Source organism: Pseudomonas sp. NPDC077649, from assembly GCF_044542855.1.
Taxonomy (GTDB): domain Bacteria; phylum Pseudomonadota; class Gammaproteobacteria; order Pseudomonadales; family Pseudomonadaceae; genus Aquipseudomonas.
Map to the genome: position 1 here is coordinate 1055529 of NZ_JBITVF010000001.1, position 22522 is coordinate 1078050.

Annotated in this window: 25 protein-coding genes, 1 tRNA gene and 1 pseudogene; 20 read left to right on the plus strand and 7 right to left on the minus strand. The window is 65.9% G+C overall.

Annotated elements, in window-relative coordinates:
* Positions 1–4 precede the first annotated feature (4 nt).
* On the minus strand, positions 5–694 hold the full coding sequence (locus tag ACIGFL_RS04780) for an HD-GYP domain-containing protein (protein WP_397496625.1): 690 nt from the start codon (positions 692–694) through the stop codon (positions 5–7).
* Positions 576–1124 (minus strand): Hpt domain-containing protein, encoded by a 549-nt coding sequence (locus ACIGFL_RS04785; protein WP_397496306.1) that lies wholly within the window; start codon positions 1122–1124, stop codon positions 576–578. Before ACIGFL_RS04785 ends, ACIGFL_RS04780 begins: the two co-directional genes overlap by 119 nt.
* Positions 1125–1322: 198 nt before the next feature.
* On the opposite strand from ACIGFL_RS04785, the gene aspS reads away from it, so the two are divergent.
* From aspS to nadA, 16 genes are all read left to right on the plus strand, one after another.
* Positions 1323–3098, plus strand: coding sequence for an aspartate--tRNA ligase (aspS, locus tag ACIGFL_RS04790; protein ID WP_397496307.1), 1776 nt, complete (start codon positions 1323–1325; stop codon positions 3096–3098).
* Between the two features lie 85 nt (positions 3099–3183).
* Complete coding sequence (locus ACIGFL_RS04795; protein ID WP_021445490.1) at positions 3184–3933, plus strand: YebC/PmpR family DNA-binding transcriptional regulator; 750 nt, start codon at positions 3184–3186, stop codon at positions 3931–3933.
* Between the two features lie 169 nt (positions 3934–4102).
* The gene (gene ruvC / locus ACIGFL_RS04800; RefSeq protein WP_021445489.1) at positions 4103–4627 is read left to right on the plus strand and encodes a crossover junction endodeoxyribonuclease RuvC; all 525 of its coding nucleotides are present in this window, start codon (positions 4103–4105) and stop codon (positions 4625–4627) included.
* A gap of 21 nt (positions 4628–4648) precedes the next feature.
* On the plus strand, positions 4649–5254 hold the full coding sequence (gene ruvA, locus ACIGFL_RS04805; protein ID WP_397496308.1) for a Holliday junction branch migration protein RuvA: 606 nt from the start codon (positions 4649–4651) through the stop codon (positions 5252–5254).
* A 13-nt stretch (positions 5255–5267) separates the two neighbouring features.
* A complete protein-coding gene (gene ruvB / locus ACIGFL_RS04810; RefSeq protein WP_122107549.1) occupies positions 5268–6320 on the plus strand; it encodes a Holliday junction branch migration DNA helicase RuvB in 1053 nt (350 codons plus the stop codon).
* A gap of 53 nt (positions 6321–6373) precedes the next feature.
* Positions 6374–6826 carry a tol-pal system-associated acyl-CoA thioesterase gene (gene ybgC, locus ACIGFL_RS04815; RefSeq protein WP_021445486.1) on the plus strand — a complete coding sequence of 151 codons (453 nt, stop codon included), beginning with the start codon at positions 6374–6376 and terminating at the stop codon, positions 6824–6826.
* 32 nt (positions 6827–6858) lie between these two features.
* Complete coding sequence (gene tolQ, locus ACIGFL_RS04820; RefSeq protein ID WP_031303639.1) at positions 6859–7530, plus strand: protein TolQ; 672 nt, start codon at positions 6859–6861, stop codon at positions 7528–7530.
* Positions 7531–7557: 27 nt separating this feature from the next.
* Complete coding sequence (gene tolR / locus ACIGFL_RS04825; RefSeq protein ID WP_021445484.1) at positions 7558–8010, plus strand: protein TolR; 453 nt, start codon at positions 7558–7560, stop codon at positions 8008–8010.
* Positions 8007–8963 carry a cell envelope integrity protein TolA gene (tolA, locus tag ACIGFL_RS04830; RefSeq protein WP_122107547.1) on the plus strand — a complete coding sequence of 319 codons (957 nt, stop codon included), beginning with the start codon at positions 8007–8009 and terminating at the stop codon, positions 8961–8963. The genes tolR and tolA overlap by 4 nt, the downstream gene beginning before the upstream one ends.
* 5 nt (positions 8964–8968) lie before the next feature.
* Positions 8969–10267: a Tol-Pal system beta propeller repeat protein TolB gene (gene tolB / locus ACIGFL_RS04835; protein WP_021445482.1), complete on the plus strand. Its 1299-nt coding sequence runs from the start codon at positions 8969–8971 to the stop codon at positions 10265–10267.
* 55 nt (positions 10268–10322) lie between these two features.
* Entirely contained in the window at positions 10323–10820 is a 498-nt protein-coding gene (pal, locus tag ACIGFL_RS04840; RefSeq protein WP_003241687.1) for a peptidoglycan-associated lipoprotein Pal, read from the plus strand.
* Between the two features lie 6 nt (positions 10821–10826).
* Complete coding sequence (ybgF, locus tag ACIGFL_RS04845; RefSeq protein ID WP_397496309.1) at positions 10827–11639, plus strand: tol-pal system protein YbgF; 813 nt, start codon at positions 10827–10829, stop codon at positions 11637–11639.
* A gap of 283 nt (positions 11640–11922) precedes the next feature.
* Entirely contained in the window at positions 11923–12570 is a 648-nt protein-coding gene (queE, locus tag ACIGFL_RS04850) for a 7-carboxy-7-deazaguanine synthase QueE (RefSeq protein ID WP_397496310.1), read from the plus strand.
* Positions 12571–12572: 2 nt separating this feature from the next.
* Positions 12573–13247 (plus strand): 7-cyano-7-deazaguanine synthase QueC, encoded by a 675-nt coding sequence (gene queC, locus ACIGFL_RS04855; protein WP_122107545.1) that lies wholly within the window; start codon positions 12573–12575, stop codon positions 13245–13247.
* Between the two features lie 58 nt (positions 13248–13305).
* A tRNA-Lys gene (locus ACIGFL_RS04860) sits at positions 13306–13381 on the plus strand.
* A 137-nt stretch (positions 13382–13518) separates the two neighbouring features.
* The gene (gene nadA, locus ACIGFL_RS04865) at positions 13519–14577 is read left to right on the plus strand and encodes a quinolinate synthase NadA (protein ID WP_021445478.1); all 1059 of its coding nucleotides are present in this window, start codon (positions 13519–13521) and stop codon (positions 14575–14577) included.
* Between the two features lie 80 nt (positions 14578–14657).
* Here the strand turns inward: nadA and ACIGFL_RS04870 are convergent, their stop codons facing one another.
* Positions 14658–15731 (minus strand): LOG family protein, encoded by a 1074-nt coding sequence (locus ACIGFL_RS04870; protein WP_021445477.1) that lies wholly within the window; start codon positions 15729–15731, stop codon positions 14658–14660.
* A 128-nt stretch (positions 15732–15859) separates the two neighbouring features.
* Positions 15860–17256 (minus strand): annotated as a pseudogene (locus ACIGFL_RS04875) (MBL fold metallo-hydrolase RNA specificity domain-containing protein).
* Positions 17257–17446: 190 nt separating this feature from the next.
* Between ACIGFL_RS04875 and ACIGFL_RS04880 the strand changes: the two are divergent.
* Positions 17447–17641 carry a hypothetical protein gene (locus ACIGFL_RS04880; protein WP_021445475.1) on the plus strand — a complete coding sequence of 65 codons (195 nt, stop codon included), beginning with the start codon at positions 17447–17449 and terminating at the stop codon, positions 17639–17641.
* A gap of 4 nt (positions 17642–17645) precedes the next feature.
* Here the strand turns inward: ACIGFL_RS04880 and ACIGFL_RS04885 are convergent, their stop codons facing one another.
* The gene (locus ACIGFL_RS04885; RefSeq protein ID WP_021445474.1) at positions 17646–18044 is read right to left on the minus strand and encodes a quorum-sensing-regulated virulence factor family protein; all 399 of its coding nucleotides are present in this window, start codon (positions 18042–18044) and stop codon (positions 17646–17648) included.
* Between the two features lie 121 nt (positions 18045–18165).
* On the opposite strand from ACIGFL_RS04885, the gene ACIGFL_RS04890 reads away from it, so the two are divergent.
* Complete coding sequence (locus ACIGFL_RS04890) at positions 18166–18891, plus strand: tRNA-uridine aminocarboxypropyltransferase (protein ID WP_397496311.1); 726 nt, start codon at positions 18166–18168, stop codon at positions 18889–18891.
* Here the strand turns inward: ACIGFL_RS04890 and ACIGFL_RS04895 are convergent.
* Positions 18806–19777 carry a DMT family transporter gene (locus ACIGFL_RS04895; RefSeq protein WP_397496312.1) on the minus strand — a complete coding sequence of 324 codons (972 nt, stop codon included), beginning with the start codon at positions 19775–19777 and terminating at the stop codon, positions 18806–18808. The two genes, ACIGFL_RS04890 and ACIGFL_RS04895, sit on opposite strands and share 86 nt — an antisense overlap.
* A gap of 203 nt (positions 19778–19980) precedes the next feature.
* On the opposite strand from ACIGFL_RS04895, the gene erdR reads away from it, so the two are divergent.
* Positions 19981–20628, plus strand: coding sequence for a response regulator transcription factor ErdR (erdR, locus tag ACIGFL_RS04900; protein ID WP_021445471.1), 648 nt, complete (start codon positions 19981–19983; stop codon positions 20626–20628).
* 63 nt (positions 20629–20691) lie between these two features.
* Here the strand turns inward: erdR and ACIGFL_RS04905 are convergent, their stop codons facing one another.
* Positions 20692–21618, minus strand: coding sequence for a LysR family transcriptional regulator (locus ACIGFL_RS04905; protein ID WP_031303633.1), 927 nt, complete (start codon positions 21616–21618; stop codon positions 20692–20694).
* A 114-nt stretch (positions 21619–21732) separates the two neighbouring features.
* Between ACIGFL_RS04905 and fpr the strand changes: the two genes are divergently transcribed.
* On the plus strand, positions 21733–22512 hold the full coding sequence (gene fpr, locus ACIGFL_RS04910) for a ferredoxin-NADP reductase (RefSeq protein WP_021445469.1): 780 nt from the start codon (positions 21733–21735) through the stop codon (positions 22510–22512).
* The last annotated feature ends 10 nt before the right edge of the window (positions 22513–22522 follow it).

Here is a 22522-nt window from a genome sequence, read left to right on the forward strand (position 1 = left end):
CGTTTCAGCCGTGGGCCAGGTTGGGGTTCTGCTGCAGGGTGCGGTTGAACACCTCGACCCAGTGCGCGCTGAACTGCTGGCCGGCGAGGTTGTTGATCTCCAGGATGGCGCGCAGCAGCGGGCGCTTGCTCAGGGTCTGGTGGGCGCGTTCGTGGGTGCGCGCGTCGAAGGCGTCGGCGATGTGCAGGATCAGCGCGCCGGGGCTGATCTCCGCCTCGCGCAGGCCCTTGGGATAACCGCTGCCGTCGGCGTGCTCCTGGTGCTGCAGGACGATCTCCATGGCCGGCGCCCAGTCCGGCATGCGCCTGAGCAGGTCGCCGGCCAGGCGCGGATGGCCCTGCATCAGGCGGCGTTCCTCGCGGCTCAGGTCGGCCTGCTTGTGCAGCAGCTGCAGCGACAGGAAGGCCATGCCCAGATCGTGCAGGCAGACCGCCGCCGCCAGCTGTTCCGGGCGCTCGGCCAGGCCGCCCTGGGCGTTGATGCTCAGGCTCAGGTCGAGCAGGCGCAGGTTGCGTCCTTGCCAGTAGCGCGAGCGCTGCTCGGCGGCCTGGGTCAGGGCAGCGAAGAACTGCAGGTCAGGGTGTGCGGCGATGCCGTGGTGGGCCAGCAGGGCGTCGGTCTGGCTCTGCAGCGGCGCGGGCGGGGCTTGCAGGTGGGTGCTGGGGTCCAGTCGCTGCAGCAGCTGGCGGCGGATTTCCCCCCTGCTGGCTCGCCGGCGCCATGGCCAATGCCTGCAGGGCCTGGCACAGCTGGTCGAGCTGGGCGGCGCCGAGGCGTGCGTTCGGGCCGCCGAGGGCCTGGTCGATCAGGGCGCGCAGGTGGTCGAGGGTCAGCAGCAGGATGTCGCCGAGCAGGCTGTCGAACGCCAGGCGTTCCTCGCGCAGGGTGCCGAGCACGTCTTCCATGGCCTGCGGCAGCGGCATCAACGCATTGAGGCCGACGTAGCCGAGGTTGCCCTTGAGCGTGTGCACCAGGCGAAACAGCTCGCGCAGCCGCTCGCCGCTGCTGGGTGCGCGCTCCAGTTCGATCAGCAGTTGTTCGCAGCGCGGGAACTGCTCGGCGGCGTCCAGGCGAAAGTCATCCAGCAGGTCGCTGGAGAGGTCGGCGAGGCGGGGCAGGGGCATGGCGGTTCTCCGCGGCCAAGGCGCCCTTCATTATAGAAGCCATCCGCCGGGCGGCTGCGCCCCGGCGATTTACCCTATATAATCCCGCTCTTTTCAAGACGCGGCGCGCGGCTGGACGCTCGCCGCGGCGTGGCCTCTGTCCAGTGCGCAGGGCGCCGCCTGACCAATCCAAGACCTTTAGAGAAGCGAACCACGATCATGATGCGCAGCCACTATTGCGGCCAACTGAACGAGAGCCTGGATGGCCAGGAAATCACCCTTTGCGGCTGGGTGCACCGTCGCCGCGACCACGGCGGGGTGATCTTCCTCGACATCCGCGATCGTGAAGGCCTGGCCCAGGTGGTGTTCGACCCGGACCGCGCCGAAACCTTCGCCAAGGCCGACCGCGTGCGCAGCGAATACGTGGTCAAGATCACCGGCAAGGTGCGCCTGCGTCCGGCCGGTGCGGTCAACCCGAACATGGCCAGCGGCGCCATCGAGGTGCTGGGCTACGAGCTGGACGTATTGAACGAGGCCGAGACCCCGCCGTTCCCGCTCAACGAATACACCGACGTCGGTGAGGAAACCCGCCTGCGTTACCGCTTCATCGACCTGCGCCGTCCGGAGATGGCCGAGAAGCTCAAGCTGCGTTCGCGCATCACCTCGAGCATCCGCCGCTACCTGGACGACAACGGTTTCCTTGACGTCGAGACGCCGATCCTGACCCGCGCCACCCCGGAAGGCGCGCGCGACTACCTGGTGCCGAGCCGTACCCACCCCGGCAGCTTCTTCGCCCTGCCGCAGTCGCCGCAGCTGTTCAAGCAGCTGCTGATGGTGGCCGGCTTCGACCGCTACTACCAGATCGCCAAGTGCTTCCGCGATGAGGACCTGCGCGCCGACCGTCAGCCGGAATTCACCCAGATCGACATCGAGACCAGCTTCCTCGATGAAAGCGACATCATGGCCATCACCGAGACCATGGTGCGCAACCTGTTCAAGGAAGTGCTGGACGTCGAGTTCGGCGAACTGCCGCACATGACCCTGGCCGAAGCCATGCGCCGCTTCGGTTCGGACAAGCCGGACCTGCGCATCCCGCTGGAGCTGGTGGACGTGGAAGACCAGCTCAAGGACGTCGAATTCAAGGTGTTCGCCGGCCCGGCCAACGATCCCAAGTGCCGCGTCGCCGCGCTGCGCGTACCGGGCGGGGCGAGCATGCCGCGCAAGCAGATCGACGACTACACCAAGTTCGTCGGCATCTACGGCGCCAAGGGTCTGGCCTATATCAAGGTCAACGAGCGTGCCGCCGGGGTCGACGGCCTGCAGTCGCCGATCGTCAAGAACATCCCGCTGGACAACATCAATGTCATCCTCGACCGCGTCGGTGCAGTCGATGGCGACATCGTGTTCTTCGGCGCCGACAAGGCCAAGATCGTCAGCGAGGCCCTCGGCGCGCTGCGCATCAAGCTGGGCCACGACCTCAATCTGCTGACCTGCGAGTGGGCGCCGCTGTGGGTCGTCGACTTCCCGATGTTCGAGGAAAACGACGACGGCAGCCTGACCGCCATGCACCACCCCTTCACCTCGCCGAGCTGCAGCCCCGAGGAGCTGGAGGCCAACCCGGCCGCCGCCCTGTCGCGCGCCTACGACATGGTACTCAACGGCACCGAGCTGGGTGGCGGTTCGATCCGTATCCACGACAAGGCCATGCAGCAGACCGTGTTCCGCGTGCTCGGCATCAGCGAAGAGGAGCAACAGGAGAAGTTCGGCTTCCTCCTCGATGCGCTCAAATACGGCGCGCCGCCCCACGGCGGCCTGGCCTTCGGTCTGGACCGCCTGGTGATGCTGATGACCGGCGCCAGCTCGATTCGCGAAGTGATCGCCTTCCCGAAAACCCAGAGCGCCGCCTGCGTCATGACCCAGGCGCCGGGAATCGTCGACAACAAATCGCTGCGCGAGCTGCATATCCGCCTGCGCGAGCAGGCCAAGGCCGAATAAGCCTGTACAAGAAGCCTGGATTGCCAGGCTTCTTCGTTTTGGGGGCGCCCCCGGCAATTGTTCAATGAAAGAAACGGAGTGAGTTATGGCTGGTCATTCCAAATGGGCCAATATCAAGCACCGCAAGGGTCGTCAGGACGCCAAGCGCGGCAAGATCTTCACCAAGCTGATCCGTGAGCTGACGGTGGCGGCCAAGCATGGCGGGCCGATCCCGGCGGACAACCCGCGCCTGCGCCTGGCGGTGGACAAGGCGCTGACCGCCAACATGTCGCGCGAGGTGATCGATCGCGCCATCGCCCGCGGCGCCGGCAACAACGAAGCCGACAACGTCGTCGAGTTCAGCTACGAAGGCTACGCGCCTAGCGGCGTGGCGATCATCGTCGAAGTGATGACCGACAACCGCAACCGTACCGCCGCCGAAGTGCGCCATGCCTTCAGCAAGTGCGGCGGCAACCTCGGCACCGACGGTTCGGTGGCCTACATGTTCGAGCGCAAGGGTCAGCTCAGCTTCGCTCCCGGCGTGGATGAGGACGCCCTGATGGAAGCGGCGCTGGACGCCGGCGCCGACGACGTGGAGATGGGCGAGGACGGCTCGGCGCTGGTGTCCACCAGCTTCACCGAGTTCCACGCGGTCAACGAGGCGCTGGCGGCCGCCGGCTTCAAGGCCGACGAGGCGGAAATCGCCATGATCCCCTCGATCAGCGCGCCGATTGCCGATCTGGAAACCGCGCAGAAGGTGATCAAGCTGATCGACATGCTGGAAGACCTCGACGACGTGCAGAACGTCTACCACAACGCGGAAATCCCCGACGAAATCATGGATCAGTTGGGCTGAGCCATAGGGCAGGCCGTGAGCCGGAAGTCGCCGCGGGTACTTCCGGCTTTTTCATATCTGCCCGCCGGGCATCCGCTACTGGGTGACGGCGGCCCGTCGGCGCCCCTATACTCGCGCCCTGGATAAATAGACAGTGTGACGCCTGGCGCGTCATCGATGGATAACAGGCATGACGCTGATTCTGGGGATAGATCCCGGCTCGCGCATCACCGGCTACGGCGTGGTGCGCGATACCGGCCGCGGCTGCGAATACGTCGCCAGCGGCTGCATTCGCACCGGTGACGGGCCCCTGGCCGAGCGTCTGCAGATCGTCTTTCGTGGCGTCGGCGAGGTGATCCGCAGCTATGGGCCGGTGACCATGGGCATCGAACAGGTGTTCATGGCGCGCAACGCCGATTCGGCGCTCAAGCTCGGCCAGGCGCGCGGCGCCGCCATAGTCGCGGCGGTGGAGGCGGGGCTGGAGGTGGCCGAGTACACCGCCACCCAGGTCAAGCAGGCGGTGGTCGGCACCGGCGCGGCGGACAAGCAGCAGGTGCAGATGATGGTCATGCACCTGCTCAAGCTGACGCAGAAGCCGCAGATCGACGCCTCCGACGCCCTCGGCATCGCCCTGTGCCACGCCCACCATCGGCAGAGCCTGATTCCCCACGGCCTGGCCGGCGCCAAGCGGCGCGGCGGGCGCCTTCGTTTGTAATCTGATTAAAGGACAGCAGTGGTGATCGGACGTTTGCGCGGCACCCTGGCGGAAAAGCAGCCGCCGCATTTGCTTCTGGATGTAAATGGCGTCGGTTATGAGCTGGAAGTGCCGATGACCACCCTTTATCGTCTGCCCTCGGTGGGCGAGCCGCTGTGCCTGCACACCCACCAGGTGGTGCGCGAGGATGCCCATCTGCTCTACGGCTTCTTCGAGAAGCGCGAGCGCGAGCTGTTCCGCGAGCTGATCCGGCTCAACGGCGTCGGCCCCAAGCTGGCCCTGGCGCTGATGTCCGGGCTGGAGGTGGACGAGCTGGTACGCTGCGTGCAGGCCCAAGACACCGCGGCGCTGACCAAGGTGCCGGGCGTCGGCAAGAAGACCGCCGAGCGCCTGCTGGTGGAACTCAAGGACCGCTTCAAGGCCTGGGAAAGCATGCCGGCCATCGCCACCCTGGTGGTTGAACCTCGCGCCGGGGGGGCAGTCTCAAGCGCGGAGAATGACGCGGTGAGTGCCCTGATATCCCTGGGCTACAAGCCGCAGGAGGCCAGCCGGGCCGTGGCGGCCGTCAAGGAGGATGGTTTGACCAGCGAAGATTTGATCCGTCGCGCCTTGCGCGGCATGGCTTAGTGGAACTCTATCGATGATCGAAGCCGATCGCCTGATTACCGCCAGCCCGCGCGAGCGCGACGAGCAGCAGGATCGCGCCATCCGTCCGCTGAGGCTGGCCGAATACATCGGCCAGCCCGGCGTGCGCGAGCAGATGGAGCTGTTTATCCAGGCCGCCAGGGGCAGGGCCGAATCCCTCGACCACACCCTGATCTTCGGTCCGCCGGGCCTGGGCAAGACCACCCTGGCCAATATCATCGCCCAGGAAATGGGCGTGTCGATCAAGAGCACCTCCGGCCCGGTGCTGGAGCGCCCGGGCGACCTGGCCGCGCTGCTGACCAACCTGGAAGCCGGCGACGTGCTGTTCGTCGACGAGATCCACCGCCTCTCGCCCATAGTCGAGGAGGTGCTGTACCCGGCCATGGAGGACTTCCAGCTCGACATCATGATCGGCGAAGGCCCGGCCGCGCGCTCGATCAAGCTGGACCTGCCGCCCTTCACCCTGGTCGGCGCCACCACCCGCGCCGGCATGCTGACCAACCCGCTGCGCGACCGCTTCGGCATCGTCCAGCGCCTGGAGTTCTACGGCATCGACGACCTGGCGACCATCGTCACGCGTTCGGCCGGCATCCTCGGTCTGCCCATCGAAGAGCGGGGCGCCTACGAAATCGCCCGCCGCGCCCGTGGTACGCCGCGTATCGCCAATCGCCTGCTGCGCCGAGTGCGCGACTTCGCCGAGGTGCGCGGGCGTGGCCATATCACCCGCGACATCGCCGATCAGGCGCTGAACCTGCTGGACGTCGACGAACGCGGCTTCGACCACTCCGACCGCCGTCTGCTGCTGGCCATGATCGAGAAGTTCGACGGCGGCCCGGTGGGCGTCGACAGCCTGGCCGCGGCCATCAGCGAGGAGCGCCACACCATCGAGGACGTGCTCGAGCCCTACCTGATCCAGCAGGGCTACATGATGCGCACGCCGCGCGGGCGCGTGGTGACCCGTCATGCCTATCTGCATTTCGGCCTGAACCTTCCCAAGCGCCTCGGTGAGCAGCCGGGCGCGGATCTCTTCGCGGTGAGCGACGAATGACGAAAAAATTGTTACCAAGCCGGATTGGCAAGCAGCAGGGCGAGGACTAGAGTATGCGCGCGCAAAACGGAGTCCAGCCGTTCAGCCACCGTTGCCGGGTCTACTACGAGGACACCGACGCCGGCGGTATCGTCTACTACGTCAACTACCTCAAATTCATGGAGCGGGCTCGCACCGAGCGTCTGCGTGAACTGGGTTATGCCCAGTCGGCGCTGGCCGGTGAGGGCCTGTTGTTCGTCGTGCATTCGGCCGAGGCGCGCTATCACGCGCCGGCGCGGCTGGACGACGAGCTGACCATCAGCGCCGAGGTAATCGAATTGAACCGTGCCAGCCTGCGTTTTCGTCAACAGGTCAGGCGGGCCGCGGATGCTGTGCTGCTCTGCGAAGGGCAGTTCCTGGTGGCCTGTGTGCGCGCCGACAACTTGAAACCCCGGGCCATCCCCGAATCCCTGCGCCATGCGTTCGCCGGGGTGCAGGCGCCGGGCCTAATTGCAGCAGGAGAGTAAGCGTGGAAGCCAACGCCAACGCCGTTGACCATATGTCGATGTGGAGTCTGATCAGTAACGCCAGTCTGGTGGTGCAGTTGGTGATGCTCACCCTGGTGGCCGCCTCGGTCATTTCCTGGGTGATGATCTTCCAGCGCAGCAATGCCATTCGCGCCGCCAAGCGCGCGCTGGATGCCTTCGAGGATCGCTTCTGGTCCGGTATCGACCTGTCCAAGCTGTATCGCCAGGCCGGCAGCAACCCCGACCCGGATTCCGGTCTGGAGCAGATCTTCCGCGCCGGCTTCAAGGAATTTTCCCGCCTGCGCCAGCAGCAGGGCGTCGACCCGGATGCGGTGATGGATGGGGTGTCGCGTGCCATGCGCGTGGCCATCTCGCGCGAAGAAGAGAAGCTGGAAACCGCGCTGCCGTTCCTCGCCACCGTCGGCTCCACCAGCCCCTACATCGGCCTGTTCGGCACCGTATGGGGCATCATGAACTCCTTCCGCGGCCTGGCCCAGGTGCAGCAGGCCACCCTGGCCACCGTCGCCCCGGGCATCGCCGAGGCGCTGATCGCCACCGCCATCGGCCTGTTCGCCGCGATTCCCGCGGTGATCGCCTACAACCGCTTCGCCGCCCGCGGCGAAATGCTGATCGGTCGTTACTACACCTTCGCCGACGAGTTCCAGGCCATCCTGCACCGCAAGGTGCACACCTCGGACGACTAAGACGCGCGCATAGGATAGGTGTTAGCCATGGCGAGAATTCGCAACAGACGCAAACCGGTCGCCGAGATGAACGTGGTGCCCTACATCGACGTGATGCTGGTGCTGCTGGTCATCTTCATGGTCACCGCGCCCATGCTCAACCAGGGGGTCAAGGTCGATCTGCCCAAGGTCAGCAGCGAGGCGCTGCCGCAGGACAACAACGCCCAGGTGCTGACCATTTCCATCAAGGCCGACAAGACCTACTACTGGAACATGGGTAGCGAGGTGGACGTCGACACCGAGCAGGAGCGTGCCTCGACCCTGGAACAGATGACCCAGGCGGTGTCGGCGATCATTGCCGAGAACCGTCGTCAGGGTAAGCCGGTTCAGGTGTTCGTGCGCGGCGACAAGTCGGTCGACTACGGCACGGTGATGGCCGCCATGGGCGGTCTGCAGCAGGCCGACGTGGGCAACGTCGGATTGATTACCGAGGCGCCCTGATGCAGCACAGCGAGCGTTCGCCCTCGGAAAGCTACTTCTGGCCCGTGGTCTGGGCCGTGGGTCTGCACGTCCTGATGTTTGCCATGCTGTTCGTCAGCTTCGCCTTCAGCCCCGAGCTGCCGCCGGCACGCCCGGTGGTGCAGGCCACCCTGTATCAATTGAAATCGCAGAGCCAGGCCACCACCCAGACCACCCAGAAGGTGGCGGGCGAGGCGCAGAAGACCTCGGCGCCGCAGTTCGAGACCGAGCGTCTGGAGCAGAAGAAGGCCGAAGAGCAGAAGCTGGTCCAGGCCAAGGCAGCGGAACAAAAGAAAGCCGAAGAGGCTCGAAAGGCCGAGGCAGCCAAAGCCGAGGCGGCGAAGAAGGCCGAAGCCGAGAAGAAGGCCGCCGAGCAGAAACGCCAGGCCGACATCGCCAAGAAACGCGCCGAGGAAGAGGCGAAGAAGAAAGCCGCCGAAGAGGCCAAGAAGAAGGCCGCGGCCGAAGAAGCGAAGAAGAAGGCAGCCGCCGAGGCGGCCAAGAAGAAAGCGGCCGAGGACGCCAAGCGCAAGGCCGAAGAGGCGCGGCGCAAGGCGGCCGAGGATCAGAAAGCGGCGGCACTGGCCGAGCTGCTGTCGGACAACGTGCAGAACCAGCAGGCGCTGGCCGAGACCCATGGCGACCAGGTGGCGGGCAACCTCGACGACCTGATCATCAAACTGATCACCGAGAACTGGCAGCGGCCGATGTCGGCGCGCCGCGGCATGAGCGTCGAACTGCTGATTCAGATGCTGCCCGATGGCACCATCGCCAACGCCAGCGTGTCGCGCTCCAGCGGCGATGCGCCGTTCGACAGCTCCGCCGTGGCTGCGGTGCGTAACGTCGGCCGTATTCCCGAAATGCAACAATTGGATCGCGCTACCTTTGACTCCCTGTACAGGCAGCGTCGCGTTATTTTCAAACCGGAGGATTGAGCGCTGTGAATACCCTGATTCGTATGGCCCTGTTGGGTCTGATCATGCTGGTCGGCAGCGTGCAGGCGGCCGATCCGCTGGTGATCTCCCATGGCGCCGACCGTGCCACGCCGATCGCCGTGGTGCCCTTCGGCTGGCAGGGGGGCTCGGTGCTGCCCGAGGACATGGCCGAGATCATCGGCAACGACCTGCGCAACTCCGGCTACTTCGAGCCGATTCCGCGGCAGAACATGATCAGCCTGCCGACCCAGGCCAGCGAAGTCATCTACCGCGACTGGAAGGCCCTCGGCGCCCAGTACGTGCTGGTCGGCAGCCTGGTGCCGAACGCCGGTCGCCTGCAGGTGCAGTACGCGCTGTTCAACGTCAGCACCGAACAGCAGGTGATGACCGGCAGCGTCGGCGGCGGTACCGACCAGCTGCGCGACATGGCCCACCATATCGCCGATCAGTCGTTCGAGAAGCTCACCGGGGTCAAGGGCGCGTTCTCCACCCGCCTGCTGTACGTCACCGCCGAGCGCTTCGGTGCCAACAACACCCGTTACACCCTGCAGCGTTCCGACTACGACGGTGCCCGCGCGGTGACCCTGCTGCAGTCGCGCGAGCCGATCCTGTCGCCGTCCTTCGCGCCCGATGGCCGGCGTATCGCCTACGTGTCGTTCGAGCAGCGCCGCCCGCGCATCTTCGTCCAGCATATCGACACCGGCCGCCGCGAGCAGATCACCAACTTCGAAGGTCTCAACGGCGCACCGGCCTGGTCGCCGGATGGCAATCGCCTGGCCTTCGTGCTGTCGCGCGACGGCAACCCGGAAATCTACGTGATGGACATGGGCAGCCGGCAGATGCGCCGCATCACCAACCATTACGCCATCGACACCGAGCCGTTCTGGGGCAAGGACGGGCAGACCCTGTACTTCACCTCGGATCGTGCCGGCAAACCGCAGATCTACAAGACCAACATCAACAACGGGGCGGTGGAGCGGGTAACCTTCGTCGGTAACTACAACGCCAACCCGAAGTTGTCGGCCGACGAGAAGACCCTGGTGATGATCCATCGCCAGGATGGTTTCACCGTGTTCAAGGTGGCCGCGCAGGACCTGGAAACCAAGCGCCTGCGCATACTTTCCGACACAAGTTTGGACGAGTCGCCCACTGTTGCGCCCAATGGCGCCATGCTAATCTACGCCACCCGCCAGCAGGGCCGGGGAGTCTTGATGTTGGCGTCCACCAATGGACGCGTGAGGCTCCCTCTTCCTACCGCTCAAGGCGAAGTTCGAGAGCCTTCTTGGTCCCCTTACCTGAACTGATGCGGCGCTACACCTTTATTGCTTAACACAACTGGGGTTCATTAGGAGTTACATGATGGAAATGCTGAAATTCGGTAAGTTTGCTGCACTGTCCCTGGCTCTCGCCGTCGCTGTTGGTTGCTCTTCCAAAGGCGGTGACGCTGCTGGTGAAGGCGCAGTCGACCCGAACGCCGGTTACGGTGCCAACACCGGTGCCGTCGACGGCAGCCTGAGCGAAGAAGCCGCCCTGCGCGCTATCACCACCTTCTACTTCGAGTACGACAGCTCCGACCTGAAGGCCGAAGCCATGCGCGCTCTGGACGTACACGCCAAGGACCTGAAAGGCAACGGCGCTCGCGTCGTTCTGGAAGGCCACGCCGACGAGCGCGGTACCCGTGAGTACAACATGGCTCTGGGCGAGCGTCGTGCCAAGGCCGTTCAGCGCTACCTGGTACTGCAGGGCGTTTCCCCGGCTCAGCTGGAACTGGTTTCCTACGGCGAAGAGCGTCCGGTTGCCACTGGCAACGACGAGCAGTCCTGGGCTCAGAACCGTCGCGTAGAGCTGCGCAAGTAAGCTGCCATGCGTAATTGCCGCCGTATCCTGACCCTTCTGACGCTCGCCCTGCCGCTTGCGGCGATGGCGGAAGTTCCCGTACTGGAAAGCAGCTCCATGCCGCAAGGCAGCAGCTATCCACCGGCGGGTTATGGTACGGCCGGCTCCTACGCCGGGGGCGGGGCGCAAGCCCCGGCCTCGGCGCAGGGTATGCTGTTCAACCAGCTCGAGCAGATGCAGCAAGAAATTGCCCAGCTGCGCGGCATGCTCGAAGAACAGCAGAACGAAATCCAGCGCCTCAAGCAGGAGAGCCTCGAGCGCTATCAGGATCTGGACCAACGCCTGTCTTCCGGTGCTGGCTCCGCTGCTCCCGCACAGAATTCCGCCGCTGGCGCGATCAACGCCAACGGTACCCCGACGCCGCCTGCCACCCAGCAGCAGGCCAGCGCCGAGCCGGGTGATCCGGCCAAGGAAAAGCTCTATTACGACGCCGCCTTCGACCTGATCAAGGCCAAGGATTTCGACAAGGCGTCGCAAGCTTTCACCGCCTTCCTCAACCGCTATCCCAACAGCCAGTACGCCGGCAATGCACAGTACTGGCTGGGCGAGGTCAATCTGGCCAAGGGCGACCTGCAGGGCGCCGGTCAGGCCTTCGCCAAGGTCAGCCAGGCGTACCCGAGCCATGCCAAGGTGCCGGATTCGCTGTTCAAGCTGGCCGACGTGGAGAAGCGCCTGGGCAACAACGACAAGGCCCGCGGCATTCTCCAGCAGGTCATCGCCCAGTTTCCCGGCAGCTCGGCCGCGCAGCTGGCCCAGCGCGATCTGCAGCGCCTGCCGTAACGGCCACGACCTTTCAAGAACCCGCGCCAGGCGCGGGTTTTTTTATGCTCGGCTGTCGTGCTGTAGGCTGTGCCGGCGCACTCCAATGGGCGATGGCGGGGTGAAATATCGGCCGCGGCGTTTTTCGTTTAGAATCGCCAGCCCCGCAACGGCTGCGAAGTTTCAGCTCGGCTGATGCCTTCGCCGTGCGGGGTAACTGATCGCTGCCGCTACGTGCGGCAAGCATCCCGATTCAACGCAACGGAGGCGGATGGCCTGTTTCGTCATCACGCCCGTGGCCACTATGCAAACAACCCTGCGCATCACCGAGATCTTCTACTCGCTGCAGGGCGAGACGCGTACCGCCGGCTTGCCGACGGTATTCGTGCGCCTGACCGGCTGCCCCCTGCGCTGCCAGTACTGCGACACTGCTTACGCCTTTAGCGGCGGCGAGCTCGTTGCGCTGGACGCCATCCTCGACCAAGTGGCGGCCTACAAGCCGCGCTACGTCTGCATCACCGGCGGCGAGCCGCTGGCCCAGCCCAATTGCATTGCGCTGCTCGAGCGCTTGTGCGACGCCGGCTACGAGGTGTCGCTGGAGACCAGTGGCGCGCTCGACGTATCGGCCGTCGATCCGCGGGTGAGCAAGGTGCTCGACCTGAAGACCCCGGGCTCGGCCGAGGTGCAGCGCAATCGCTACGAGAACATCGACTGGCTGACCGCCAAGGATCAGGTCAAGTTCGTCATCTGCTCGCGCGAGGACTACGACTGGGCGGTGTCCAAGCTGATCCAGTATCGCCTCGAGGCGCGCGCCGGCGAGGTGCTGTTCTCGCCCAGCCACCAGCAGCTGGACGCGCGCGCGCTGGCCGACTGGATAGTGGCGGACAACCTGCCGGTACGCCTGCAACTGCAGCTGCACAAGATTCTCTGGAACGACGAGCCGGGACACTGAGGATGAACGACAAGAAAGCGCTGATTCTTCTCTCCGGCGGCCTGGACTCGGCCACCGTGGTGGCCATGGCCAAGGCCGAGGGCTACGCCTGCTTCAGCATGAGCTTCGACTACGGTCAGCGTCATCGCGCCGAGTTGCAGGCCGCCGAGCGCGTTGCCCGGCAACTGGGGGTGGTCGAGCATAAGGTGATCGGTCTCAACCTCAACGGCATCGGCGGCTCGGCGTTGACCGATGCATCCATCGCCGTGCCGGAAACCCCCGGCGAGGGCATTCCGGTGACCTACGTGCCGGCGCGCAACACGGTGTTCCTGTCGCTGGCCCTGGGCTGGGCGGAAGTGCTGGGCGCACGCGATATCTTTATCGGGGTCAACGCGGTGGACTATTCGGGCTATCCCGACTGCCGGCCGGAATTTATCGAGGCCTTCGAGCGCATGGCCAACCTGGCGACCAAGGCCGGGGTGGAAGGGCAGGGCTTTCGCATTCGCGCGCCGCTGCAGCAGCTGAGCAAGGGCGAAATCATCCAGGCCGGCATGCGCCTGGGCGTGGATTACACGCTGACCGTGTCCTGCTACCAGGCCGACGACGACGGTCGCGCCTGTGGCAAGTGCGACAGCTGCCGCCTGCGCGCCGCCGGTTTCGTCGCCGCTGGCGTACCCGATGCTACCCGCTACGTTTGAAAAAGTTTTCGCGAAGTGTTGATTTCCTGAATTAAATCAGTATCATGCGCCTCGCGTTGGGTCGTTAGCTCAGTTGGTAGAGCAGTTGGCTTTTAACCAATTGGTCGTAGGTTCGAATCCTACACGACCCACCAGATCGCAAAAGCCAGTCGCAAGACTGGCTTTTTTTTGCTCTCGGAAAAGCCCCTTGGCCGATGCTGCCCCGCCTGTGGCGATGGGCAGCCAGGGGGTATACTCGCAGCTCGCTCAAGAGCGCCGCAGGTTCGATGATATGACGCAGATTTCCGAACGCCTTCTGGTTCAAGCCCACCTCGATGCCAAACAGCCCAAGCCGCTGACCGCCGAGGAAGAGGCCTTCTATCGCCGTGAAATCGCCGCCGAGCTGAAGAAGCAGAACGCGGTGCTGGTGGCGCACTATTACTGCGACCCGGTGATCCAGGCGCTGGCCGAGGAAACCGGCGGCTGCGTTTCCGACTCCCTGGAAATGGCCCGTTTCGGCAACCAGCACCCGGCGCAGACCGTGGTGGTGGCCGGGGTCAAGTTCATGGGCGAGACGGCGAAGATCCTCAACCCGGAAAAGCGCGTGCTGATGCCGACTCTGGAGGCGACCTGTTCGCTCGATCTGGGTTGCCCGGTGGACGAGTTCTCGGCCTTCTGCGACCAGCATCCCGAGCGCACCGTGGTGGTCTACGCCAACACCTCGGCGGCGGTCAAGGCGCGTGCTGACTGGGTGGTGACCTCCAGCTGCGCCCTGGAAATCGTCGAGAGCCTGATGGACAACGGCGAAACCATCATCTGGGCGCCGGACAAGCACCTGGGCAACTACATCCAGCGCGAGACCGGCGCCGACATGCTGCTGTGGGACGGCGCCTGCATCGTGCACGAGGAGTTCAAGTCCAAGCAGCTGCTGGACATGAAGGCGCTCTACCCCGACGCCGCCATCCTGGTGCACCCGGAGTCGCCGCAGAACGTGGTCGAGCTGGCCGATGCGGTGGGCTCCACCAGCCAGTTGATCAAGGCGGCGCAGACCCTGCCCAATTCCACCTTTATCGTCGCCACCGACCGCGGCATCTTCTACAAGATGCAGCAGCTGTGCCCGGACAAGACCTTTATCGAGGCGCCCACTGCCGGCAACGGCGCGGCCTGCCGCAGCTGCGCGCACTGCCCGTGGATGGCGATGAACACCCTGGAGCGGGTGCTCACCGGCCTGCGCGAAGGCAGTGGCGAGATTCATGTCGACCCGGCGCTGATTCCCAAGGCGGTCAAGCCGCTCAAGCGCATGCTCGATTTCACCCAGGCCGCCAGGCTGAAGGTGGCGGGCAACGCCTGATACGCCCGCGCAACCCCACAAGGCCCGGCACATGCCGGGCTTTGTGTTTTCAGTAGCCTGGATGCAATCCGGGTCTACGCTCAGGCCGCCCAGTTGCCCGGCAGGTTGACGAAATTCAGCAGTTCGCGCAGCCGGCCGTGGTCGCGGCCGTTGAAGGCGAAGGCCAGGCGGGTCAGGTGGCACAGTTCGGGTTCGTCGCGTTCCTGCTCGCAGTAGGGCTGCTGGCTGAAACCGCCCTGTTTGCATAGGCCGGCGAATTCCCCCTGCAACTGCTTGAGCGCGGCGTCGCTGAGCGGGTGGTTGAGGCGCAGGACGAAGCTGTCCTTGAGCCAGCGGCTGGAGTGGAAGTTGCGGTAGAACTGGGCGATTTCCTCGGCGGCGTCTTCGGCGCTGTGCACCAGGCGCATTAGGTTGAGGTCGCTGGGCAGGATATAGCCCTTGTCCGCCAGTTCCTGCTGGAGAAATTCGATGGCGCGCTGCCAGTAGCTGCCGCCCGGCTGATCCAGCAGCACCACCGGCACCAGTGGGCTCTTGCCGGTCTGGATCAGGGTGAGCACTTCCAGCGCCTCGTCCAGGGTGCCGAAACCGCCGGGGCAGAGCACCAGGGCGTCGGCCTCCTTGACGAAGAACAGCTTGCGCAGGAAGAAGAAGTGAAACGACAGCAGATGCTCGCTGCCCTGCATGGTGGCGTTGGCGTTCTGCTCGAACGGCAGGGTGATGTTGAAGCCCAGGCTGTTCTCGCGCCCGGCGCCCTCGTGGGCGGCAGCCATGATGCCGCCGCCGGCGCCGGTGATCACCATCAGGTCGTAGCGCGCCAGGGTCGCGCCCAGCTCGCGGGCCAGGGTGTAGACCGGGTGCTCGGCCGGCGTGCGCGCCGAGCCGAAGACCGTGACCTTGCGCCGGCGCTTGAACTGTTCCAGGGTGCTGAAGGCGTGCTCCATCTCGCGCAGAGTCTGCAGCATGATCTTGGCGTCCCAGCGGTTGCGGTCGGCCTGGGCCATGCGGATCACGGTGGTGAGCATGTCGCGGTACAGCGGCAGGTTCGGGCTGTTGCCGGGGGCGGAGAGGGCGAGCAGCTCGTCCACTTTGCTGGCCAGGTCGATGCCACTGGTCTGGAAGTGGCGTGACAGGTAATCGTCCGGTTCGTAGGGCATGCAGCGTCTCCTTGATCGAATCCGCTCGGCACCTCCAAGTCCCTGAAAGCCCGAGCCTTTTCAGAGTATGGACGTCTGCGGACGATGGCGGAAGGCGCATCGGGCGCGAGCGCCGCTGGCGGCGCCGGTCAGATGGCGATCTGCTCGCCCGGTTCGGGGATGTTGGCGATCCAGTTCAGCCGCTGGTGCAGGGCCTGCTGCAGCGCCTGCATCTTCTCCAGCTCGCCATGCACCAGGTACAGTTCGGGGTGGTGCTCGAAATGGCTGGCCCAGTCGAGCAGCTGCGATTGCCCGGCATGCGCCGAGAAGCCGCCCAGGGTATGCACCTTGGCCTTCACCGCGATGCGCTGGTGCAGCACCTTCACCGTACTGGCGCCGTCGACTATCAGGCGGCCGAGGGTGCCCTTGGCCTGGAAGCCGGGGAACACCAGGTGGCAGTTCTCGCGCCAGAGGTTGTGCTTGAAGTGATGGACGATGCGCCCGCCGTTGCACATGCCGGCGCCGGCGATGATGATCGCGCCGCTGTTGATCCGGTTGATCGCCATCGACTCCTCGGCGCTGGGCGTACAGCGCAGGATCGGCAGCCAGTCCTCGACTCGCTTGACCCGGCCAGCGCGGCACGATCCTCGGCGGCGAACTGGTCGTGGAAGCGGCTGTAGATGGCGTTGGCGTGGATCGCCATGGGGCTGTCGAGGAACACCGCCTGTTGCGGCAGGCGGCCCTCCTGGTAGAAGCGCCCCAGGTAGTAGATCAGGTCCTGGGTGCGGCCGACGGCGAAGGAGGGAATCAGCACGTTGCCGCCCTCGCGGTGGGCCTGCTGCAGGATCGCCGCCAGCTCCTCCAGGGTGTCCTCGCTACGGCGGTGGTCGCGGTCGCCGTAGGTCGACTCCATCAGCAGCACGTCGGCCTCGCTCAGCGTGGTCGGCGCCTGCATCAGCGGCGAGCAGGTATTGCCCAGGTCGCCGGAAAACACCAGATGGCGGTGCAGGTGGTGGTCCTCGATCTTCATCTCGACTATCGCCGCGCCGAGGATATGCCCGGCGTTATGGAAGGTCACCTGCACCCCTTTGGCCACCTCCACCGGCGTGCCGAAGGCGTGGGTGCGGCGCTGGCCGAGCGCCTGCTCGGCGTTGGCCAGGGTGTACAGCGGCACGATCGCCGGCTTGCCCTGGCGCGCCCGCCAGCGGTTCTCCCACTCGGCGTCCTTCTCCTGGAGAAAGGCGGCATCCAGCAGCATCAGTTCGAGCAGCTCGCCGCTGGCCTCGGTGACATGGATGGCGCCGCGGTAACCCTCGGCCACCAGGCGCGGCAGCAGGCCGCTGTGGTCGAGGTGGGCGTGGGACACCACCACCGCATCCAGGCCGCGCGGGTCGAAAGGGAAGGCGCTGCGGTTGCGGTCCTCCTCCTCGCGGCGGCCCTGGTGCATGCCGCATTCGAGCAGCACCTTGGCGCCGTCGCGGCTCTCCACCAGGTAGCAGGAGCCGGTGACTTGGCGAATGGCGCCGAGAAAGCTCAGTAATGCCATGATCCTCATCTCCAGTAGGCGACGGCCCATCTTGCCGAGCCGCGCGGACGATGCCGTTGATGCAGGTCAGTATGGTCGCTGGCGCGCCGTTCGTCCGGGCGAGCCGGCCATGGCGCGTCGTCTGATTTACTGGAGAGGTGAGGGCGCGTCGTCTGGCGCAGATGCACGGCGAGGAAAGGGAGGGGCAGGCATGCCCAAGTTGATCCTGGAGATAGATGTGGATTTGTACCGCCTGCTGCAGCAGGCGGCGCGCACCAATCAGTTGAGCCTGGAAGACGAATGCCTGCGTCGCTTGGAGGGTGGTGTGCGCCGCTCGCGCTATATGGAGGCGCTGCTCGCCGAACTGCGCGCCGACGACGCGCAGCGTCGGGCCGAGAAGGGCTGAAGGCTTACAGGCCGCAGTCGGCCCTGTCGAACTGCTCGGTGGTTACCGGGCGGTTGCTGCGGTATTCGCTGAACTGGTAGCGCAACTGCGCGCCCTGGGCCAGCAGCTGGCGATAGCCCGGGTTGCGGCACACGCTGGCGGCCAGCTGGGCGCGCACCGTGTCCGGATTGCCGCGCATCTGCGCGGCGTGGGCCGGCCGGACGCTGAGGTGGTTGATCAGGGTGTGGCCTTCGACCGTGTAGCCCTGATCGAGGATGTCCTCGTTGATCGCCCGCGGCGTGCCCTCGCTGCTTTGCCGGGCGACCTGCTCGAGGGCGCGGGTCAGTTCGAGCTCCTTGAGCGAGGCGGCCTGGGCGGCGACGGGCAGGGCCAGGGCGAGGACGAGGGCGGTAACGCGGGACATGCGGATTCTCCTGAACGAGTGCGGGTTTTGACCCGCCAGGCGCGGCCGGGTTCAGCACCTGGCGCATCATAGCCTGCCCGGCTTTGTTAAACTGCCGCGTTTTTTCTGTCGAGCCCTGTTCGTGGACCAGTCCCATCCCCCGCATGCCGTCGCCCGGCTACGCGCCGAGCGCCTGGCGCGCAGCGTGAAACCCTTCGTCGCCCGTGGCTCGCGAGCCGAGCGCTGCCCGGCTTGCCGGGTGCAGCCGGATTACTGCCTGTGCGCCTGGCGCCCGCGGGTGGAGGCGCATGCCGGCATGTGCCTGGTGATGCACGACATCGAGGCGCTCAAGCCGAGCAACACCGGCTGGCTGATCGCCGACGTGGTGGCTGACACCCACGCCTTCGGCTGGACGCGCACCGCGGTCGATCCGGCGCTGCCGGCGCTGCTCGCCGAGCCGCAGTGGCAGCCCTACCTGGTGTTTCCCGGCGAGTACGCCGCTCCCGAGCGGGTGGTGGACGAGGTGCATCTGGCGCCGGGCAAGCGGCCGCTGTTCGTGCTGCTGGATGCGACCTGGACCGAGGCGCGCAAGATGTTTCGCAAGAGCCCCTATCTGGACGCGCTGCCGGTGCTCAGCCTGACCCCGGCGCAGCTGTCGCGCTACCGCCTGCGCCGCTCCACCCGCGGCGAGCACCTGTGCACCGCCGAGGTGGCGGCCATGTGCCTGGAACTGGCCGGCGACGCGCAGGCCAGCGAGGCGCTGGACTGCTACCTGGATGCCTTCAGTCAGCATTACCTGGCGGCAAAGCGGCGCCTGCCGCTGGATCTGGACGACGAGCTGCATCAGCGCCTGGCGCGTTTTCGCTGAGCGCGGCCGGCAGCGGCTTGGGCCACAGCTGGGCCAGCAGCATGCCGGCGAACATCAGCGCGCAGCCCAGGTAGCCACGCAGCGCCAGCACTTCGCCGAGCAGCAGGGCGCCGGCGATGGCGGCGAACACCGCCTCCAGCGAGAGGATGATCGCCGCGTGCGAGGCGATGGCGTGCTGCTGCGCCACCACCTGCAGGGTAAAACCGACGGCCACGCCGAACAGGCCGCCATAGAGGATCGCCGGGCCGGCTTTGATAATGCCGTCCAGGGTTGCCGTCTCGAAGACCAGCGCCAGCAGCAGGCTGATCGCGGCGCAGGTGGCGAACTGGATGAATGCCAGGCGCAGCGGGTCGTGGCGGCTGGCGAAGAAGCCCACCAGCAGCACGTGCACGCCCCAGACGAAGGCGCCGGCCAGCTGCAGCCAGTCGCCGGAGGCGACGGTAAAGCCTTCGCCGACGCTGAGCAGGAACATGCCGAGCACCGCCAGGCTGGCGCCCAGCCAGATGCCCAGGCCGCTGCGCTGGCCGATCAGCAGGCCGAGGATCGGCACGACTATGACGTACAGCCCGGTGATGAAGCCGGAGTTGGTCACCGTGGTGAACAGCAGGCCGACCTGCTGCAGGTTGATCCCCAGCGACAGCGCCAGGCCCATCACCACGCCGCCGAGCAGCAGGCCGCGGCTCAGCGGCGCCGCCGGGCGTCGGCTGCGCCGTTGCAGCAGGGCCAGCAGCGGCAGCAGCACCAGGCAGGCCAGGGCGAAACGCAGGCCGGTGTAGAGGAAGGGGCCGATGCTGTCCATGCCCAGGCGCTGGGCGACGAAGGCGCTGCCCCAGATCATCGCGGTGATCAGCATCAACAGGTCGGCGCGCAGGGCTTGGCTTGGCATGGCGGTGTCTCGGCGGGCAAAGCGGCGAATCGTGCCGCAAAGCGCGGCGCTTGACCACCCCGTCACGGCTCGGCATGCTGGGCGCCGCCGTCGCTCCGTGTGGGGAGCCTGCCGCGTCGAGTGCGCAGGCTTGAGCGGGTCGTCCGGCGCCAGGCGCTGCCATAATCAATGCAGTGCACTCATAACAAGAACAGGACCTGCCAATGGCCGCCTACGAAATCCTGATTGCCGACGACCATCCGTTGTTTCGCAGCGCCCTGCAGCAAGCCCTGACCCTGGGCCTGGGGCCCGAGGTGCGGCTGGTGGAAGCCGCCAGCATCGCCGAGCTGGAAGGCCACCTGGCCGCCAAGAGCGACTGGGACCTGGTTCTGCTCGACCTCAACATGCCCGGTGCCTACGGCTTCTCCGGTCTGGTGCTGCTGCGCGGGCAATACCCGCAGATTCCCGTGGTGATGATCTCCGCGCAGGAGGAGGCCTCGGTGGTCAACCGCTCCCGCGAGTTCGGCGCCAGCGGCTTCATCCCCAAGTCCAGCCCGCTGGAAACCATCCAGCAGGCCGTGCGCCAGGTGCTCGACGGCGATACCTGGTGGCCGCCGCTGGCCGAGGAGGGCGCGCCGGTGTCGGCCGAGGCCAAGGCCGCCAGCGCCGGCCTGGCCAGCCTGACGCCGCAGCAGTTCCGCGTGCTGACCATGGTCTGCGAAGGCCTGCTGAACAAGCAGATCGCCTACGAGCTGAGCGTCTCCGAGGCCACGGTCAAGGCCCACGTCACCGCCATCTTCCGCAAGCTCGGGGTGCGCACCCGCACCCAGGCGGCGCTGCTGCTGCAGCAGATGGAGTCGATTCCGGGTTAATGGCCCGGGCGGACGCAAGCGTTCGCCGTGTAAGACGGTGGACAAGCCTGCGGCATGTCCACCCTAGGCAATCGACGGCAGGACGATCTGATCGCTGCGCGCCACCCCGACGGTGAGCGCGCGGCACTGTTCGAGAAACTCGCGCATGGCCGCGGTCTGGTACTTCTGCTTGTGCCAGATGAAGTAGAACTGCCGGCGCAGGTCCAGCTGCGGCGTCTCCACCGGCACCAGGCTGCCGCGACGGAAGGCGTCGCGCAGCGCCAGGCGCGAGATGCAGCCTATGCCCAGGCCCGACTCCACCGCGCGTTTGATCGCCTCGGTGTGTTCCAGCTCCAGGCGGATATTCAGGCTGCGCGGGTGATGGCGCATGGCCTGGTCGAACGTCAGGCGGGTGCCCGAGCCCTGCTCGCGGAGAATCCAGGCCTCGTGCGTGAGCTCCTCCAGCGTCGCCGTGCCGCGCGCGGCGAGGGCATGCTGCGGCGCGCAGAACACCACCAGTTCGTCCTCCACCCAGGGCTGCACCTCGATGTCCGGGTGTTGGCAGTCGCCTTCGATCAGGCCCAGGTCCAGCTCGTAGTGGGCGATCTGCTGCACCACGTGGGCGGTGTTGTGCACCTGCAGTTTCACCCGGCATTCGGGGTGGCGCTGCATGAAACTGCCGATCAGCAGGGTGGCCAGGTAGTTGCCCACGGTGAGGGTGGCGCCGACGTTGAGCGAGCCGAAGCCGCTCTTGCCGCCGAGCAGGCGTTCGATCTCGCGCGCCTGGTCGAGCAGCGCCACCGCCTGCGGCAGCAACTGGCGACCCAGGGCGTTGAGCGCTAGGCGCTTGCCGGCGCGGTCGAACAGCTGGCAGTCGGAGTGGCGCTCCAGCTCGGTCAGCGAGGTGCTGGTGGCCGATTGCGACAGCGCCAGCGACTCGGCCGCGCGCGAGACGCTTTCCTGCTGGGCCACGGCGACGAAGACCTGGAGTTGTCTGAGAGTAAATCGCATATCGATATAACCGATAACCTATATCTTGATAATCCACTTAACAGATATTCTGCGCCCGCCTAGAATGCCGCGCAATTCGTCTTTTTTGGTTCCCGTCCGCGCGAGGAAGTCCGCATGAGCAATATGAACGTCGAGCGTGTGCTCAGCGTCCACCACTGGAACGACACCCTGTTCAGCTTCAAGTGCACCCGAGACCCGGGCCTGCGCTTCGAGAACGGCCAGTTCGTCATGATCGGCCTGCAGCAGCCCAACGGTCGTCCGCTGATGCGCGCCTACTCCATCGCCAGCCCGAACTACGAGGAGCACCTGGAGTTCTTCAGCATCAAGGTGCCGGACGGCCCGCTGACCTCGCAGCTGCAGCACCTCAAGGAAGGCGACGAGATCGTCATCAGCAAGAAGCCCACCGGCACCCTGGTGCTCGACGACCTGCTGCCGGGCAAGCACCTCTACCTGCTGTCCACCGGCACCGGCCTGGCGCCGTTCATGAGCGTGATCCAGGACCCGGAAACCTACGAGCGTTTCGACAAGGTGATCCTGGTGCACGGCGTGCGTTACGTGAACGAGGTGGCCTACCGCGAGTTCATCACCGAGCACCTGCCGCAGAACGAGTTCTTCGGCGAGGCGCTCAAGGGCAAGCTGATCTACTACCCGACCGTGACCCGCGAGCCGTTCGAGAACCAGGGCCGCCTGACCGACCTGATGCGCAGCGGCAAGCTGTTCGCCGACATCGGCCTGCCGCCGATCAACCCGCAGGACGACCGCGCGATGATCTGCGGCAGCCCGAGCATGCTCGACGAGACCAGCGAAGTGCTCGACGGCTTCGGCCTGAAGATCTCCCCGCGCATGGGTGAGCCGGGCGACTACCTGATCGAGCGCGCCTTCGTCGAGAAGTAAGACCGCAGCG

Bases quoted from the DNA above. Each gene is read 5' to 3' on its own strand.
- ACIGFL_RS04785 (WP_397496306.1), bottom strand. From the start codon at position 1,124: ATGCCCCTGCCCCGCCTCGCCGACCTCTCCAGCGACCTGCTGGATGAC.
- aspS (WP_397496307.1), top strand. From the start codon at position 1,323: ATGATGCGCAGCCACTATTGCGGCCAACTGAACGAGAGCCTGGATGGC.
- ACIGFL_RS04795 (WP_021445490.1), top strand. From the start codon at position 3,184: ATGGCTGGTCATTCCAAATGGGCCAATATCAAGCACCGCAAGGGTCGT.
- ruvC (WP_021445489.1), top strand. From the start codon at position 4,103: ATGACGCTGATTCTGGGGATAGATCCCGGCTCGCGCATCACCGGCTAC.
- ruvB (WP_122107549.1), top strand. From the start codon at position 5,268: ATGATCGAAGCCGATCGCCTGATTACCGCCAGCCCGCGCGAGCGCGAC.
- ybgC (WP_021445486.1), top strand. From the start codon at position 6,374: ATGCGCGCGCAAAACGGAGTCCAGCCGTTCAGCCACCGTTGCCGGGTC.
- tolQ (WP_031303639.1), top strand. From the start codon at position 6,859: ATGTCGATGTGGAGTCTGATCAGTAACGCCAGTCTGGTGGTGCAGTTG.
- tolR (WP_021445484.1), top strand. From the start codon at position 7,558: ATGGCGAGAATTCGCAACAGACGCAAACCGGTCGCCGAGATGAACGTG.
- pal (WP_003241687.1), top strand. From the start codon at position 10,323: ATGGAAATGCTGAAATTCGGTAAGTTTGCTGCACTGTCCCTGGCTCTC.
- ybgF (WP_397496309.1), top strand. From the start codon at position 10,827: ATGCGTAATTGCCGCCGTATCCTGACCCTTCTGACGCTCGCCCTGCCG.
- queE (WP_397496310.1), top strand. From the start codon at position 11,923: ATGCAAACAACCCTGCGCATCACCGAGATCTTCTACTCGCTGCAGGGC.
- queC (WP_122107545.1), top strand. From the start codon at position 12,573: ATGAACGACAAGAAAGCGCTGATTCTTCTCTCCGGCGGCCTGGACTCG.
- nadA (WP_021445478.1), top strand. From the start codon at position 13,519: ATGACGCAGATTTCCGAACGCCTTCTGGTTCAAGCCCACCTCGATGCC.
- ACIGFL_RS04870 (WP_021445477.1), bottom strand. From the start codon at position 15,731: ATGCCCTACGAACCGGACGATTACCTGTCACGCCACTTCCAGACCAGT.
- ACIGFL_RS04880 (WP_021445475.1), top strand. From the start codon at position 17,447: ATGCCCAAGTTGATCCTGGAGATAGATGTGGATTTGTACCGCCTGCTG.
- ACIGFL_RS04885 (WP_021445474.1), bottom strand. From the start codon at position 18,044: ATGTCCCGCGTTACCGCCCTCGTCCTCGCCCTGGCCCTGCCCGTCGCC.
- ACIGFL_RS04895 (WP_397496312.1), bottom strand. From the start codon at position 19,777: ATGCCAAGCCAAGCCCTGCGCGCCGACCTGTTGATGCTGATCACCGCG.
- erdR (WP_021445471.1), top strand. From the start codon at position 19,981: ATGGCCGCCTACGAAATCCTGATTGCCGACGACCATCCGTTGTTTCGC.
- ACIGFL_RS04905 (WP_031303633.1), bottom strand. From the start codon at position 21,618: ATGCGATTTACTCTCAGACAACTCCAGGTCTTCGTCGCCGTGGCCCAG.
- fpr (WP_021445469.1), top strand. From the start codon at position 21,733: ATGAGCAATATGAACGTCGAGCGTGTGCTCAGCGTCCACCACTGGAAC.